Below are 14770 nucleotides of genomic sequence, written 5' to 3'. Positions count from 1 at the left end.
CTGCGTCACTGGTAATCAAACATTGAATTTTCAGCGCTTAGGCAAGATGGCGTAAGCGCTTCCCAGATGAGGATAAGATCATGGCTTTTAACCTACGTAACCGTAACTTCCTGAAACTACTCGACTTCACTCCACGCGAAATTCAACACATGTTGGATCTTGCCGCTGAACTGAAAAAAGCCAAATACAACGGCTATGAACAGCCACGCCTGACTGGCAAAAACATTGCACTGATCTTTGAAAAAACCTCCACTCGTACCCGTTGTGCATTTGAAGTGGCGGCATTCGACCAAGGCGCGCAAGTGTCTTATCTTGGTCCCTCAGGCTCTCAAATTGGTCACAAAGAATCGATGAAAGACACCGCCCGCGTGCTGGGTCGTATGTACGACGGCATTGAATACCGCGGTTTCGGTCAAGCGATCGTTGAAGAGCTGGGTGCACATGCCGGTGTACCGGTATGGAACGGCCTGACTGACGAATTCCACCCAACGCAAATCCTCGCTGACTTCCTAACCATGATGGAACACAGCCGTGGCAAACAGCTGCACGAAATCAAATTCGCTTACCTTGGTGATGCGCGCAACAACATGGGTAACTCATTGATGGTCGGCGCAGCGAAAATGGGCATGGACATTCGCCTCGTGGCACCTAAACAATTCTGGCCGACTGAAGAATTGGTTGCGACTTGCCGCGAAATCGCCAAACAAACCGGCGGTAAAATTACCCTGACTGACGATGTGCAAGAAGGTGTGATTGGCTGTGACTTCCTCTACACCGACGTGTGGGTGTCTATGGGCGAAGCGAAAGAAGCGTGGGCAGAGCGCATTAACTTGATGCTGCCTTACCAAGTCAACATGAACGTCATCAAAGCAACTGGTAACCCGCATGTGAAATTCATGCACTGCCTACCAGCATTCCATGGCGAAGACACCACCGTGGGCAAACAACTGGCACACGACTACCCAGTGCTGAAAGACGGCTGCGAAGTGACTGACGAAGTGATCGAATCCGACTACTCCATCGTGTTCGATGAAGCGGAAAACCGCATGCACACCATCAAAGCAATCATGGTGGCAACACTCGGCGACTAAGCCAAAAACCAAAACTTCCTTTACCTACCGACCAATGCGGGCTGAATAAAGCCCGCATTTTTTTTCAGCCTTTTTTCAACGTTTTTTCGGTAAAACCCACCATCAAGCCAGACGCATAAACTGGCGGGTAAAATGCAGAACATTTGAGTAAAATTCGCATAAAAATCCACAACTTGAATATTTTTCAAAAGCTATTGCACCGGTGATTTTTGTCCGTATAATCCTCCGCAATTTGTCTACAGGGAACAAAAAATGAGCGTATTCAATCGAGCATCGCGTTTGAAAAGCCGTCCGTATTGGGCGCGTCACGCCGTTTTGTTTTGCTGTGGTGATCGTTGTTAAAGCCTCCTATTTCAGGGGGCTTTTTTTTGAGTTTTTTTCGTCCTCAGCCCATCGGCCGAGCCATGAACCCACACAAAAGGAAGAGACGTTATGGCACACTCGCTGTTTAACCGACACATCATTTCGATTCCAGAATTCACACGCCATGAACTGGAACTTATCGTCGATACGGCCGCCCGCCTCAAAGCGGAACCCAACCCTGAGCTGCTGAAAAACAAAGTGGTGGCGAGCTGTTTCTTTGAACCCTCCACCCGCACCCGCCTGTCGTTTGAAACCGCAGTGCAACGCCTCGGTGGCACCGTGATTGGCTTTGACAACGGCGGCAACACCTCGCTGGCGAAGAAAGGCGAAACACTGGCCGATTCAGTGCAAGTGATTTCTTCTTACGTCGACGCGTTCGTGATGCGCCACCCGCAAGAAGGTGCCGCGCGTCTCGCTTCCGAGTTCTCCAACGGCGTGCCAGTGGTCAACGGGGGGGACGGCGCCAACCAGCACCCGACGCAAACCTTGCTCGATCTGTTCTCGATTTACGAAACGCAAGGCACGTTGGATAACCTCAACGTCGCATTCGTCGGCGATTTGAAATATGGCCGCACCGTGCACTCGCTGACGCAAGCACTGGCGAAATTCAACAACATTCGCTTCTTCTTCATCGCCCCGGAAGTGCTGGCGATGCCGGATTACCTGTGTCAGGAACTGGAAGAAGCAGGCATCGCGTTCAGCACTCACGCCAGCATTGAGGAAGTGGTGCCGGAACTGGATATTCTGTACATGACACGTGTGCAAAAAGAGCGCTTTGACGAGTCCGAATACGCACACATGAAATCGGCGTACGTCCTCTCGGCCGACACGCTCAAAGCGGCACGCGCGAACCTGAAAGTGCTCCACCCGCTACCCCGCGTGGACGAAATCACCACCGACGTGGATCACACCCCTTACGCCTACTATTTCCAACAGGCCGAGAACGGCGTTTATGCCCGCCAAGCCCTACTCGCCCTTGTTCTGAACCCAAATCTATAAGCAGGAGATGTCATCATGGTAAAAGAGAACCAACTACAGGTAGAAGCGATCCGCAACGGCTCAGTGATTGACCACGTTCCTGCCAACCTCGGCATCAAGATTCTGTCGCTGTTCAAACTGCATGAAACCAATCAGCGCATCACCATCGGCCTCAACCTGCCCTCGTCTGCGCTGGGTCATAAAGATTTGATTAAGATTGAGAACGTCTACCTGAGCAAAGAGCAGGCCAACCAACTGGCGCTGTACGCACCGAATGCGACCGTGAACCAAATTGAAGAGTATCAGGTGGTGAATAAACTGACGCTGGCACTACCTGAGCGCATCGACGGCGTGTTTGCTTGCCCGAACAGCAACTGCATCTCACACGGCGAGCCGGTCAACAGCCGCTTTCGCGTGATTCTGAAACAAGAAAATGTGCAGCTCAAATGCCACTACTGTGAAAAAGTATTCTCGCGCGAAATCATGACCGAGAATTGATTCACCGCCAGCCACTCAGCCGCCTACGTTGGCGCTGAGTGGCTCCCCGCTCACCGCACGCAATATTGCATAAAGTTACATCACTTCAACATAAAATACCAAGCATGACATATTTATCCGAATTATTGTTTGGTGATCCTATTCAAAAAGCCACATTGTGAATAATGGTAAGCTGCTGCCATCAACGATAATGATCCCAGTGCTCAACACCGGTTTCCCGCCCATGCTGCGATGTGCATCGTGGGTGGATGTCGCACTCTAAGGCTTTGGGAGTGTGCTGACAGGGTATGGAATACCAGATTGTCTCGCGCCTAGGCGTGACTGGATAAGGAGTTACCCGTGAACAGAAAAATGCCTCACAGTGCACTCACGTATGAGGATGAATCTCTGGCGGCGGCGTGCAAACGCCTGCTTCAACAGCAGAGCTTTGCCAATCAAAATGAACTGCGTGAAAAACTCATCGAACTGGGCTTTGAGGGCATCAGTCAATCGACGGTGTCGCGCCTGCTGTCACAGCTTGGCGTGGTGAAAGTACAAAATGCCTGCGGTAAGAAAGTTTATTGCATCACGGTGGAAACCGCGCCGGTGCGCGTGGAATCCTCCATCGCCTCGCAGATTGAATTTATCACTCACAACCAAGCGATTGTGGTGGTCAAAACCCATCCCGGCAGCGCGCAATTGGTGGCGCGATTAGTGGACATCGACCCGCACAGCGAAATTCTTGGCACCGTGGGCGGCAATGACACCGTGCTGGTGATCCCGCGCGACGCCAACAATGTGGAAGCGTGCGAACACATCGTCAAAACCCGCCTCGGCGTGGCCTAACTCAAGCACCCGCCCTGTGCGGGTGTTTCCCCACGGTTTTTCAGCAAATTGACGCCATTTGCGCCCCAACATGAAACCAAATCCCCTTTCCACCGGTCTCATCGAACAACCCCCCAAACACCGCGGGTGCGCCTGATGTTGCACAGAATTTGATACCAACAAACGCAGTCGCGGATTTTTTGGGTATAGTATGACCGTCCACTTTTTCAGAATGTCTCGATGATGCGTATATTTTTGTCTTTTTTTCTGCTGCTGTGTGCCGCACTCAGCCAGCCCGCACTGGCCGCCTTTGGCAACAGCAATCCGCTGGCGCTGGGCAGTAACTCGCGTTTTGTCACCGTCGATGAAGCCTTTCCGTTCAGCTCATTTCAACAAGGCCATCAAATCTACCTCGATTGGCAAGTGAAAGACGGCTACTACCTCTATCAAGACCGCATCAGCATCAGCGCCGACAAGGTGACGCTGGGCGACTATCAGTTGCAGCAAGGTCAGCCGTATCACGATGAATTCTTTGGCGATGTCACCATTTACACCACGCCGTTGTCGCTCGCGCTGCCGCTGAGCGACTACCAAGATGGCGCGCGTCTGATTGTGCAGTATCAAGGCTGTGCCAAAGCGGGCTTCTGTTATCCGCCGGAAACGCGTGTGATCGACATCGAGCGTTTCAATGGCACGCAGGCCGCCGCCATAACACCCGCGCCGTCAGCCACAACCGCATCGACGGACAACGCCGCTATCACGCCCAGCAGCGCACCTGCGTCTCAACAGGATTCTCTGGCATCACAACTGGCCGATGCTTGGTGGACGCCACTGCTGTTTTTGCTGCTCGGCATCGGGCTGGCGTTTACCCCATGCGTGCTGCCCATGTATCCGATCCTAACCAGCATTGTGCTCGGTGGCGGCCAGTTGTCGCACCGCCGCGCACTGCTGCTCAGTGTTGTGTATGTACAAGGCATGGCGCTGACCTACACCCTCCTCGGGTTGGTGGTCGCTTCAGCCGGATTGCAATTTCAGGCCGCCTTACAGCATCCGTACGTGCTGATTGGCCTCAGCGCGCTGTTTGTGCTGCTCGCCGCCTCCATGTTCGGCCTTTACACCTTACAACTGCCCAGCCGCGTCCAGACTTGGTTGAACAACCTCAGTAACCAACAACAAGGCGGCAGCCTTGCGGGCGTGTTTGCCATGGGGGCGATTTCCGGTTTGGTGTGTTCCCCTTGCACCACGGCGCCGCTGTCCGGCGCATTGCTGTATGTGGCGCAAAGTGGCGATTTGCTCACCGGTGGCGTGGCGCTCTACGCACTGGCTCTCGGCATGGGCATTCCGCTGATTCTGGTGGCGGTGTTTGGTAACCGTCTGCTGCCCCGCGCAGGCATGTGGATGGAACGCGTCAAAACGCTGTTTGGTTTTATTCTGCTCGCCGCGCCGATTTTCCTTTTGGAGCGCCTGCTGCCTGAATTCTGGGCCACCGCGCTGTGGTCTCTGCTTGGCATCGCCGCGTTTGGTTGGTTATACCATGTTAAAAACAGCCTGCCGTTTGCCGGCTGGAAGCAGAGCCTACTGGGCATCATCGCCATGCTCGGCCTGCTGGCCTCAGCCCAGCCGCTCCTGAACCATTGGCTGCTGCCAGAACACGCGGCCACGCAGGCACAACCGACGATTGCATTTACGCGGATTGCCAATGTGGACGATCTCAACCGCGAACTGGCCAACGCCAAAGCGGCTGGCAAACCGGTGATGCTTGATTTCTATGCCGACTGGTGCGTGGCGTGTAAAGAGTTTGACAAGTACACCTTCCACCATCCGGATGTGGCGCAGAAACTGAAAAACTTTGTCTTGCTGCAAGCCGACGTCACACGCAACCAGCCGCAAGACATTGCCCTGCTCAAACAGCGACAAGTGTTGGGGTTACCCACGATTGAATTCTGGAATGCTCAAGGCGAATCCGTGCCCAACGCGCGCATCACCGGCTTTCAACCTGCCGAGCAGTTTTTACAACATCTCAAAAACCATCAGCTATAACGGGTCACCGTTTTGGCATGGCAGATATTTTAGTCAATGAAGGAAGTGACTGAAATATCTGCCTAATTTTCACGCTCCCACAGGCACACACGACCAACGATCGTGCAATGCAACCGCTGTCTAACAACATTGTGTGCGCCGTGCGACACCTCCGCCCCCGCTCCACCCCGCACCTCCCCCTTCAATATGTGCCAACGCTCACTACAACTCATACCACATTTGGTGACGCGGACTCCAAGCCGAGATTTTTTCTGTCACCAAATTATCTTTACGGCACTGACTCACACTTTGTAGCCCCAGCCGGCTTTTAGCATATCGATTGCAAAAAGAGCCGGGCTAAGCATGGCCAGGCGATCATAACAATCAGGAGTCTACAAACGTGAACAAACCTACTCTGCCTCATTCGGTACTTTGGCAGGCGATGTTGCCAATCATCGCCGCGGGAGTGTTGGTCGGCTGTAATTCATCGTCTGACGATGATGACGTCGACACCGGCACGCAAACGGTCACGGTCTACTACAAAGCCAACGACACCGTGACAACATTGAGCGCCGACAGTACGGCCTACGACAATGCGACCTTATACATCTGGAACGACAGCAACTGTAACGCCTTTGCCGGGGATACCAGTGCCGCCTCGGATTGGAACCAAGGGCTCCCCGCAGACGGTGTTGATCCTGAATTTGGAGCCTACTGGACGCTCAGTTACAACCAAGACAGCACGCAGTGTATTAACTTCATCCCGCGTGTCGACGGCAACAAAGTGCTGGGAGAATACGATGGCAAAATCGATCTGACCCAACTGGGAGAAAACGACAGCGCCTACACCCAGCAAGGGGTTGCGGCGGTGTATCCGGAATTGATTCCAACCAGTGACTTGGCGGCTAACACCACACGTATTTACTTCAATAGCACCGACGGTGATCTCGACGCGTTTACTTTGCACGTGTGGAATAACGAGACCTGCACCAGTTTTGATGACAGCAATACCACATGGCCGGGGATGGCTCCCACCGGCTTTAGTTCTGCGTACGGTGCGTATTGGGATCTGCCAACCAATGATGAAAACACCTGTATTAACATCATTCCTAACGACAACGGCACCTACCAGACCGCCGATTTGAGTTTTGATTTCTCCAAGCAAAGCGTCATTGGCCCGATTGGATTTGTGTTTAAAGGCACCGACAAAGTTTATTACGAACCTTTAACCCGGTTACCGCAAACGCAAGTCGCCCTGAGCGGCGCCAGCGCCATTTTTGCCGATGCCAGCACGCTGTTGGTGGCCAGCCTCGATGCCACATCGCTGTCGCTGTACTACTCCGAAACCGGCGATCTGGCGTTTGACAGCAGCAGTAAAACCGTGACCGGTTTTGATGACCTCATCACCACCAGCCAAGCGGGCAGTGATGATTGGAAGAGTAGCAAACCGCACCTAGTCGATGCCTTCAAGGCGTTTCAATTTGATTTTTCCACCGCGCAACACGATTTAAAAACCATGCTCAAAGGCCAGCTGTGGTTGGTCGCGAGTGACAGCAGCGGCGTGATTCTGGCGACCGAAGTGCAACCTGCCAGCGCTTTGGATGCCCTCTACGCCGATACCGCCAGTCAGTTGCAATATGGCGCGATCGTCAGTGGGAACACCACCAGCTTCCGTCTCTGGGCCCCGACAGCGCAATCGGTCGATTTGGTTGCCTATGATGCCGACAAACAGCTCAAAGAAACCATTGCAATGAACTGGGACAACACGTCCGGTAGTTGGTATGCCGCCGAGACGGCGCTGGCGCATGGCGATTTTTACCGCTACCGCGTGAAGGTGTACCACCCTGCGACCGATCAGGTGGAAGAGTATGAAGTCACCGACCCATACTCTCACAGCTTGGCCCGCAACTCGGAATACAGTCAGGTCGTGAACCTCGACAGCACCGAGGTGACGCCAACCGGTTGGGGCACCTTAAGTGCACCGCATACACAAGACAACCCATCTCAATTCGTCTTGTACGAAGCGCACGTGCGCGATTTCTCCTCATCAGACAGCAGCATGGCCGCGCAATACCGTGGCAAGTTTGCCGCCTTTACACAAAGCGATTCCGTGGCGGTCAGCCATCTGAAAGCGCTGGCGGATTCTGGCGTCACGCACCTGCACCTGCTACCGGTGTTTGACATTGCCACCATCAATGAAGACCCCGATCAAGTGGCCGATATCGACCAGCCGTTCAGCAAGCTGTGTGAACTGCAGCCGACGGTCAGTGCCGACAGCGACTTTGGCGCCTACTGCAGCAGCAGCCAAACCATTGCCGATGTGTTTAGCGCGCTGCAAAGCGACGACAAACAGACGCAAGCCGTACAACGCCTGAACGCGTTTGTACGCGATGTGGACAGCTTCAACTGGGGCTACGACCCATTCCATTACACGGTGCCGGAAGGCTCTTATGCCAGCGATCCGGATGGCCTAGCGCGGATTCTTGAATTCCGTCAGATGGTCATGGCGATCAAGCAAGACGTTGGCCTTAATGTGGTCATGGACGTGGTGTACAACCACACCAATGAGTCGGGAACCTCTTCGAAATCGGTACTCGACCGCATCGTGCCTTGGTATTACCAACGCTTGAATGAGTATTCCGGCAGCGTTGAGAACTCCACGTGTTGTTCCAACACCGCGCCAGAAAACCGCATGTTTGCCAAGTTGATTGACGACTCCATCGCCACGTGGGTCCGCGACTACAAAATCGATGCTTTCCGTTGGGATTTGATGGGCCATCACCCCTTGGCGCAGATTCAGCACACACTGCAAGTCGCACAAGCGATTGATCCTCAAGTCTACTTCTATGGTGAGGGTTGGGATTTTGGTGAAGTGGTCGGCGATCGTATGTTTACCCAAGCCAGCCAATCCAACTTAGGCGGCACCGGGATTGGCTCCTTCTCGGATCGCCTGCGTGATGCGGTGCGTGGCGGCGGCCCATTCGATAGTCAAGACGCTCTGCGTTCAAATCAAGGCTTCGGCAACGGCATTTACGTGCAGCCCAATGACTTAGCGTCGAGCGACACTCTGGCCAGCGCGCTGCATCTGTCTGATTTGGTTCGCCTTGGCATGGCCGGTAACCTCAAAGCGTTTACCTTTATCGACAGTCAAGATAACACCATCACGGGTGAAGAACTGGACTACAACGGTCAACCCGCCGGTTATGCGGAAGATGCGTGGGAAATCCAAAACTACGTCTCGAAACACGATAACCAAACGCTGTGGGACAACAACCAGTACAAAATCGCCTATGACGCCTCCGTCGAAACGCGTGTCCGCATGCAAGCCGTCAGTCTCGCATCCGCCATGCTAGGGCAAGGGGTGCCGTTTATCCACATGGGCAGCGAACTGCTACGCTCGAAATCCATGCAGCGCGACTCGTACGACTCGGGCGACTGGTTCAACCGCGTCGACTTTAGCATGCAAGGCAACAACTGGGATGTGGGCTTGCCTCGTTCTGATAAAGATGGCGACAACTGGGACATCATCACCCAAGTGATCACCGGTGCAGGTGAAGCGGCGAATCCAGGCGCAGACAACATCGCAGCGATGAACCGCTACTTTATGGAGATGGCCCAGTTGCGCGCCTCATCCGGTTTGCTGACGTTAGGCAAAGGCAGCGAGATCATCAAACGCGTTGCCTTCCACAACACCGGAAGCACTCAAATTCCTGGCTTGATCGTGATGAGCATCAACAACAGCACCGACGTGTTCGATTCAACCATCGATGCTGAGCGCAGTGGCCTGATCGTGGTTCTCAACGCGTCACCGACCCCGGTTAGCAATTTCGCCGGCGTGGATGCCAGTGGCTATCAGCTGCATAGCACTCAACAACAGGCGGGCAGTGATTCAATCGGCTTTGGTGCCAGCGTAGACGACGGCAAGCTGTCCGTTCCGGCTTGGTCTGTCGCCGTTTTTGAAGCCCCAATCACGAATTAAGTCATCACACATTGTCCATAACCTTTGCGCTGAGCGTAGCATACGACGCTCAGCGCTTTTTTTTGTTGCAGCGATCTGACCCAAAATAGGGATACAGTTCAGACTTTTAGTGTGTGAGCATTGTCCATATTTTCAAAGCGGACAATAATTTCATTAACTTATTTGTTCAAAGTGTTTAACGTCATGGACTCGACCTACACCATCATCATCGCCGATGATCATCCGCTATTTCGCAATGCCTTGTTCCAATCGGTGCACATGGCAGTCAGTGGGGCGAACCTTCTTGAAGCCGATTCGCTAGAAGCGCTGCTTGCATTGCTCGACAAAGGATCGGAGCCGGACCTATTGCTGCTGGATTTGAAAATGCCCGGAGCCAATGGCATGTCTGGGCTAATCCACCTGCGCGCCGAACACCCGGATTTGCCGATTGTGGTCGTGTCGGCCAGTGAAGAGCCGTCGGTGGTGTCACAAGTTAAAAGCCACGGCGCGTTTGGCTTCATTCCCAAATCGAGCGACATGCGCAGCTTAATCAGTGCGATTAATCAGGTGTTGAACGGCGAACCATACTTTCCGGAAGGGCTGATCGCAAATGCAGGCGCGTGCAACGATCTGGCGGAAAAAATAGCCGCCCTCACCCCCCAGCAATACAAGGTGCTGGGCATGTTATCGGACGGCTTATTGAATAAGCAGATTGCTTATGAGTTGAATGTTTCGGAAGCCACCATCAAAGCACACATGACGGCGATCTTCCGAAAACTTGGGGTGAAAAACCGCACGCAGGCGGTGATCCTGTTGAAGGAGATCAGCGAGTAAATTTACTCGCTCGCTTCCTGAATATCTTTCTCGGCTGGCAGACGCAGACCCACTTTCACCACCTGCCAGTCCACCACATCCGCCACAACCCAATACAGGCCGTGCCACTCAAAATGGTCACCAAGAACCGGCGTGGTGCCAAGGTGTTCGGTCACCAAGTCCTTCAGGGTTTTCTCATCATTGAGTTCGCCGAGATCCAAACCGTAAATCATCGCCACATCGGATAACTTCGCATCGATATCCAAGAAGAAGTCACCAAAGAATCGCGCCAATGACGCTTTTTCAGGCGCTTCACTAAACAACTGACTCAAGGCTTCCAGATCTTTTTCCTGCGCCAACACACACAGCGTATCGCCTTCTTCCAGCTTGGTACTGCCCGATGGGTGAAGTAACTGCTGCTGACGGAAGAGCGCCGCAATCCGCGTGCCCTCAGGCATGAAGAGATTACGCAGTGGCTCGCCAATACACCATTTTTCCTGTTTCAGCTTATAGATGAACAGTTCCCACTCGCTGGTCGGGAAAATTTCCACGCCCGTGCGAGACATCGGCTCCGGTTTAGATGGCAATTCCACTTTCGCCAGTGACATCGCTTTGGTCAGCGTTCCGCCTTGCACAATCAGCGATACCATGACCACGAAAAACGCCAAGTTAAAGTAGAGCTGCGCGCCCGGCAGACCGGCCATCATTGGGAATACCGCCAGGATGATCGGCACAGCGCCGCGCAGACCCACCCAAGAGATGAACCATTTTTCACGCGCGGTAAAGCTCTTGAATGGCAACAGGCCAATCCAGACCGAAATAGGACGCGCAAACAAGATCATCCCAAACGCCAATGCCAGACCCGGTAGCATGATCGACACCAGATTCGACGGCGTCACCAGCAGCCCCAGCACCAAGAACATGCCGATTTGCGACAACCACGTCATGCCATCCAGCACGTTCAAAATCGAGTGGCGGCTGCGCGTTGGACGGTTACCAATCAGTAACCCCACCAAATAAATCGACAAAATGCCACTGCCGCCCAGCGCATTCGACAACGCAAAAATGATCAAACCACCGCTGATGGTCAGAATCGAATACAGCCCTTCTGGCAATTGGCTGCGGTTAATCAGTTTCCACAGTAGCCAACCGCCACACAGGCCGAGCAACGCCCCCAAACCAAACTGCTTCACAAAACTCAGCGCCAGAAAACCTGCGCTCAGATCGGTGCCTTGGCTGCCCAGCACGGCAATCATTGTCACGGTCAAAAAGACCGCCATCGGGTCGTTGGTCCCCGATTCAATTTCCAGTGTAGCGCCGACACGTTCGTTCAGGCTGCGTCCTTTCAGCAGCGAGAATACCGCAGCCGCATCGGTCGAGCCGACAATCGCGCCAACCAAAATCCCTTGCATCAAATCGAGATCAAATAGCCATGCCGCCATCAATCCCGTTAACATGGTGGTAATCGCCACCCCCACGGTCGCAAGCGACACCGAGGGCCAAAATGCCACTCGAAAACTTGCCACCCGAGTGCGCATACCGCCGTCGAGCAATATCACCGCCAGCGCGAGGTTACTCACCAAATACGCAACCGGATAATTATCAAATAAAATGCCCCCGAGCCCATCTTCCCCAGCCACCATACCGACGGCAAGAAACACCAAAAGAATTGGAATACCCAATTTTGAGGATACAGGGCTTAAGAGTACGCTAAGCGCGATAAGTAATGCGCCAATCAGAAAAAAGCTGTTGATGGTGATCGCGTCCACTCTTTAGCTCCCTTGATTAAATTGTTGTTATTATACGGTGGAACCCCACCGCCCGCTGCTCGCCTATTGTGCACGAAAACTCCCCACTTTTACGAAAAGTTTGTGTAAACAAATACCACCAAGTTCTCATGACATAAGACTTGCGCCGATCTTGCCCTCACGCTCATGACACCAATTTCGCATCAAAACGTTATCTGAACACAATTTTATGACGTTCTGGTGTTAGACCTTTGGCTAATTTAACATCACCTTAACATAAAACACACATCACAAACTCGCAGACACGCTTTGATTTTAAAGCGTTTTAAACAAAAAACGTCACGACTAAAGTTGCACAGATCCCTTGCCAAAACACTGCTAGATTACAAATCGTAACATTGCGTTAACACAACATCTCATCAGGAATAGAAACGGAAGGAGAAGGCCATGGCGTTCGAATCAACAGAACATGCTCAAGCCTACTGGAAGGAAAACTTGGGAATTATGGGCGCACTGCTCGCAGTGTGGTTCCTTGTGTCATACGGGGCCGGCGTGCTGTTTGTCGATGCGCTGGACACCATTCAAATTGGCGGCTTTAAACTCGGCTTTTGGTTTGCCCAGCAAGGCTCTATCTACACCTTTGTCGCCCTAATCTTTATTTACGTTGCGCGCATGAATGCGCTCGACAAGAAATATAACGTACATGAAGACTAAGAGGGTTTAGAAATGGATATTCAAACTTGGACGTTTATTCTGGTTGGTCTCTCATTTGCGCTGTACATCGGTATCGCGATTTGGGCACGTGCGGGATCCACCAGTGAATTTTATGTCGCCGGCGGTGGGGTTCACCCGGTGGCAAACGGCATGGCCACGGCAGCCGACTGGATGTCAGCGGCTTCTTTCATCTCCATGGCCGGGATCATCTCCTTCATCGGCTACGATGGCGCAGTTTACCTGATGGGTTGGACGGGCGGCTACGTGCTGTTGGCACTGTGTTTAGCACCTTATTTGCGTAAGTTCGGCCAGTTCACCGTGCCTGACTTCATTGGTGAGCGTTACTACTCCAAAACTGCCCGTATGGTTGCGGTATTCTGTGCGATTTTCGTCTCGTTCACTTACGTGGCCGGACAGATGCGTGGTGTGGGTGTGGTGTTCTCTCGTTTCCTCGAAGTTGACATCAACATGGGTATCATCATTGGTATGGCGATCGTGTTCTTCTACGCCGTACTGGGTGGCATGAAAGGCATCACTTATACGCAGGTGGCTCAATTCTGTGTGCTCATTTTCGCCTTCCTTGTGCCCGCCATCTTTACCTCAATCATGATGACGGGTAATCCGCTGCCTCAACTGGGCATGGGTTCCACCGTTGCCGGTAGCGATGTGTACTTGCTGGATAAACTGGATGGCTTAACCCAAGAACTCGGATTTACCGCGTACACCCAAGGGAACAAGAGCATGGTGGATGTGTTCTTCATCACCGCCGCGCTGATGGTGGGTACGGCGGGTCTCCCCCACGTCATCATCCGTTTCTTCACCGTGCCGAAAGTCCGTGATGCGCGTATCTCGGCAGGTTGGGCATTGCTGTTCATCTCATTGCTGTACACCACCGCACCGGGTGTGGCTGCGTTTGCTCGCGTCAACATGATCGACACCATCAACGGTCCGGACATGCAAGGTGTACCGGGGGATCAAGCACCAAGCTGGTATAAGAACTGGGAAAGCACAGGCCTAGTCGGCTGGGAAGACAAGAACGGCGATGGCCGCATGTTCTACTCAGGCGACGAACGTAACGAGATGAGCATCAACCGTGACATCATCGTTCTGGCATCGCCAGAGCTGGCCAAATTGCCAAACTGGGTCGTCGGCCTACTGGCTGCAGGTGGCTTAGCCGCAGCACTGTCAACTGCAGCAGGTCTGCTGCTGGTGATCTCAACCTCTATTTCACATGACTTGTTGAAAAAAGGCTTCCGACCCAATATGACCGACAAACAAGAGCTGCTCGCGGCGCGTTTGGCGGCCATCGTGGCCATCATCGGTGCTGGTTACTTGGGGATTAACCCGCCCGGATTTGTGGCGCAGGTGGTTGCGTTCGCCTTCGGCTTGGCTGCCGCCTCCTTCTTCCCAGCCATCATCTTGGGTATTTTCTACAAGAAGATGAACAAAGAAGGGGCGATTGCCGGTATGGTCGCAGGTATTGTCTTCACCGCAGCGTACATCATCTACTTCAAGTTCATTAACCCAGCGGCAAGCACGCCAGACAACTGGTTCTTCGGCATCAGCCCAGAAGGCATCGGTACACTGGGTATGTGTCTGAACTTTGTGGTCTCAATCGTCGTGAACAAGTTCACCGCCGAAGTCCCGAATGAAGTTCAAGACATGGTGGAGTCTATCCGTTATCCGAAAGGTGCCGGTGCTGCTCACGACCATTAATCCTCTCCAGAGGAGCGAATTGTAGGGATTCTCTCCACAAAAAAGCCCGGGCACATGTCCCGGGCTTT

10 protein-coding genes are annotated in these 14770 nt (G+C 53.2%); 9 read left to right on the top strand and 1 reads right to left on the bottom strand.

The window, feature by feature from the left end; translation table 11 throughout:
- The first annotated feature begins 80 nt into the window (after positions 1-80).
- The 7 genes from argF (at position 81) to VFA_RS19085 (ending at position 10545) form a co-directional block, all read left to right on the top strand.
- The gene (argF, locus tag VFA_RS19115) at positions 81-1091 is read left to right on the top strand and encodes an ornithine carbamoyltransferase (RefSeq protein WP_004728500.1); all 1011 of its coding nucleotides are present in this window, start codon (positions 81-83) and stop codon (positions 1089-1091) included.
- 432 nt (positions 1092-1523) lie between these two features.
- The gene (gene pyrB, locus VFA_RS19110; protein ID WP_004728499.1) at positions 1524-2453 is read left to right on the top strand and encodes an aspartate carbamoyltransferase; all 930 of its coding nucleotides are present in this window, start codon (positions 1524-1526) and stop codon (positions 2451-2453) included.
- A gap of 15 nt (positions 2454-2468) precedes the next feature.
- Positions 2469-2930, top strand: coding sequence for an aspartate carbamoyltransferase regulatory subunit (pyrI, locus tag VFA_RS19105; RefSeq protein ID WP_004728498.1), 462 nt, complete (start codon positions 2469-2471; stop codon positions 2928-2930).
- Positions 2931-3281: 351 nt separating this feature from the next.
- A complete protein-coding gene (locus tag VFA_RS19100) occupies positions 3282-3755 on the top strand; it encodes an arginine repressor (RefSeq protein WP_172475432.1) in 474 nt (157 codons plus the stop codon).
- 222 nt (positions 3756-3977) lie between these two features.
- Positions 3978-5774, top strand: coding sequence for a protein-disulfide reductase DsbD (locus tag VFA_RS19095; protein ID WP_038152598.1), 1797 nt, complete (start codon positions 3978-3980; stop codon positions 5772-5774).
- Between the two features lie 379 nt (positions 5775-6153).
- Positions 6154-9732, top strand: a complete 3579-nt coding sequence (pulA, locus tag VFA_RS19090; RefSeq protein WP_004728495.1) for a pullulanase-type alpha-1,6-glucosidase — start codon at positions 6154-6156, stop codon at positions 9730-9732.
- 183 nt (positions 9733-9915) lie between these two features.
- Complete coding sequence (locus tag VFA_RS19085) at positions 9916-10545, top strand: response regulator transcription factor (protein ID WP_004728494.1); 630 nt, start codon at positions 9916-9918, stop codon at positions 10543-10545.
- Positions 10546-10547: 2 nt separating this feature from the next.
- Here the strand turns inward: VFA_RS19085 and VFA_RS19080 are convergent, their stop codons facing one another.
- A complete protein-coding gene (locus VFA_RS19080; RefSeq protein ID WP_004728493.1) occupies positions 10548-12293 on the bottom strand; it encodes a potassium/proton antiporter in 1746 nt (581 codons plus the stop codon).
- A 426-nt stretch (positions 12294-12719) separates the two neighbouring features.
- Here VFA_RS19080 and VFA_RS19075 point away from each other — a divergent pair, with 426 nt between their 5' ends.
- Both VFA_RS19075 and VFA_RS19070 read left to right on the top strand, forming a co-directional pair.
- Positions 12720-12986, top strand: coding sequence for a DUF4212 domain-containing protein (locus VFA_RS19075; protein WP_004728492.1), 267 nt, complete (start codon positions 12720-12722; stop codon positions 12984-12986).
- A gap of 12 nt (positions 12987-12998) precedes the next feature.
- On the top strand, positions 12999-14702 hold the full coding sequence (locus tag VFA_RS19070) for a sodium:solute symporter family protein (protein WP_004728491.1): 1704 nt from the start codon (positions 12999-13001) through the stop codon (positions 14700-14702).
- Positions 14703-14770 lie beyond the last annotated feature (68 nt).

Origin of the sequence: Vibrio furnissii CIP 102972 (genome assembly GCF_000176175.1) — a bacterium.
GTDB lineage: Bacteria > Pseudomonadota > Gammaproteobacteria > Enterobacterales > Vibrionaceae > Vibrio > Vibrio furnissii.
Note: the sequence above shows the minus strand (reverse complement) of the source record. Positions and strands in the feature narration are given on the sequence as shown.

What these genes read in the sequence shown, in the direction of transcription:
- VFA_RS19095 (WP_038152598.1), top strand. Translation starts at nt 3,978, where the DNA reads ATGCGTATATTTTTGTCTTTTTTTCTGCTGCTGTGTGCCGCACTCAGC.
- pyrI (WP_004728498.1), top strand. Translation starts at nt 2,469, where the DNA reads ATGGTAAAAGAGAACCAACTACAGGTAGAAGCGATCCGCAACGGCTCA.
- VFA_RS19085 (WP_004728494.1), top strand. Translation starts at nt 9,916, where the DNA reads ATGGACTCGACCTACACCATCATCATCGCCGATGATCATCCGCTATTT.
- VFA_RS19070 (WP_004728491.1), top strand. Translation starts at nt 12,999, where the DNA reads ATGGATATTCAAACTTGGACGTTTATTCTGGTTGGTCTCTCATTTGCG.
- pyrB (WP_004728499.1), top strand. Translation starts at nt 1,524, where the DNA reads ATGGCACACTCGCTGTTTAACCGACACATCATTTCGATTCCAGAATTC.
- argF (WP_004728500.1), top strand. Translation starts at nt 81, where the DNA reads ATGGCTTTTAACCTACGTAACCGTAACTTCCTGAAACTACTCGACTTC.
- VFA_RS19100 (WP_172475432.1), top strand. Translation starts at nt 3,282, where the DNA reads ATGCCTCACAGTGCACTCACGTATGAGGATGAATCTCTGGCGGCGGCG.
- VFA_RS19075 (WP_004728492.1), top strand. Translation starts at nt 12,720, where the DNA reads ATGGCGTTCGAATCAACAGAACATGCTCAAGCCTACTGGAAGGAAAAC.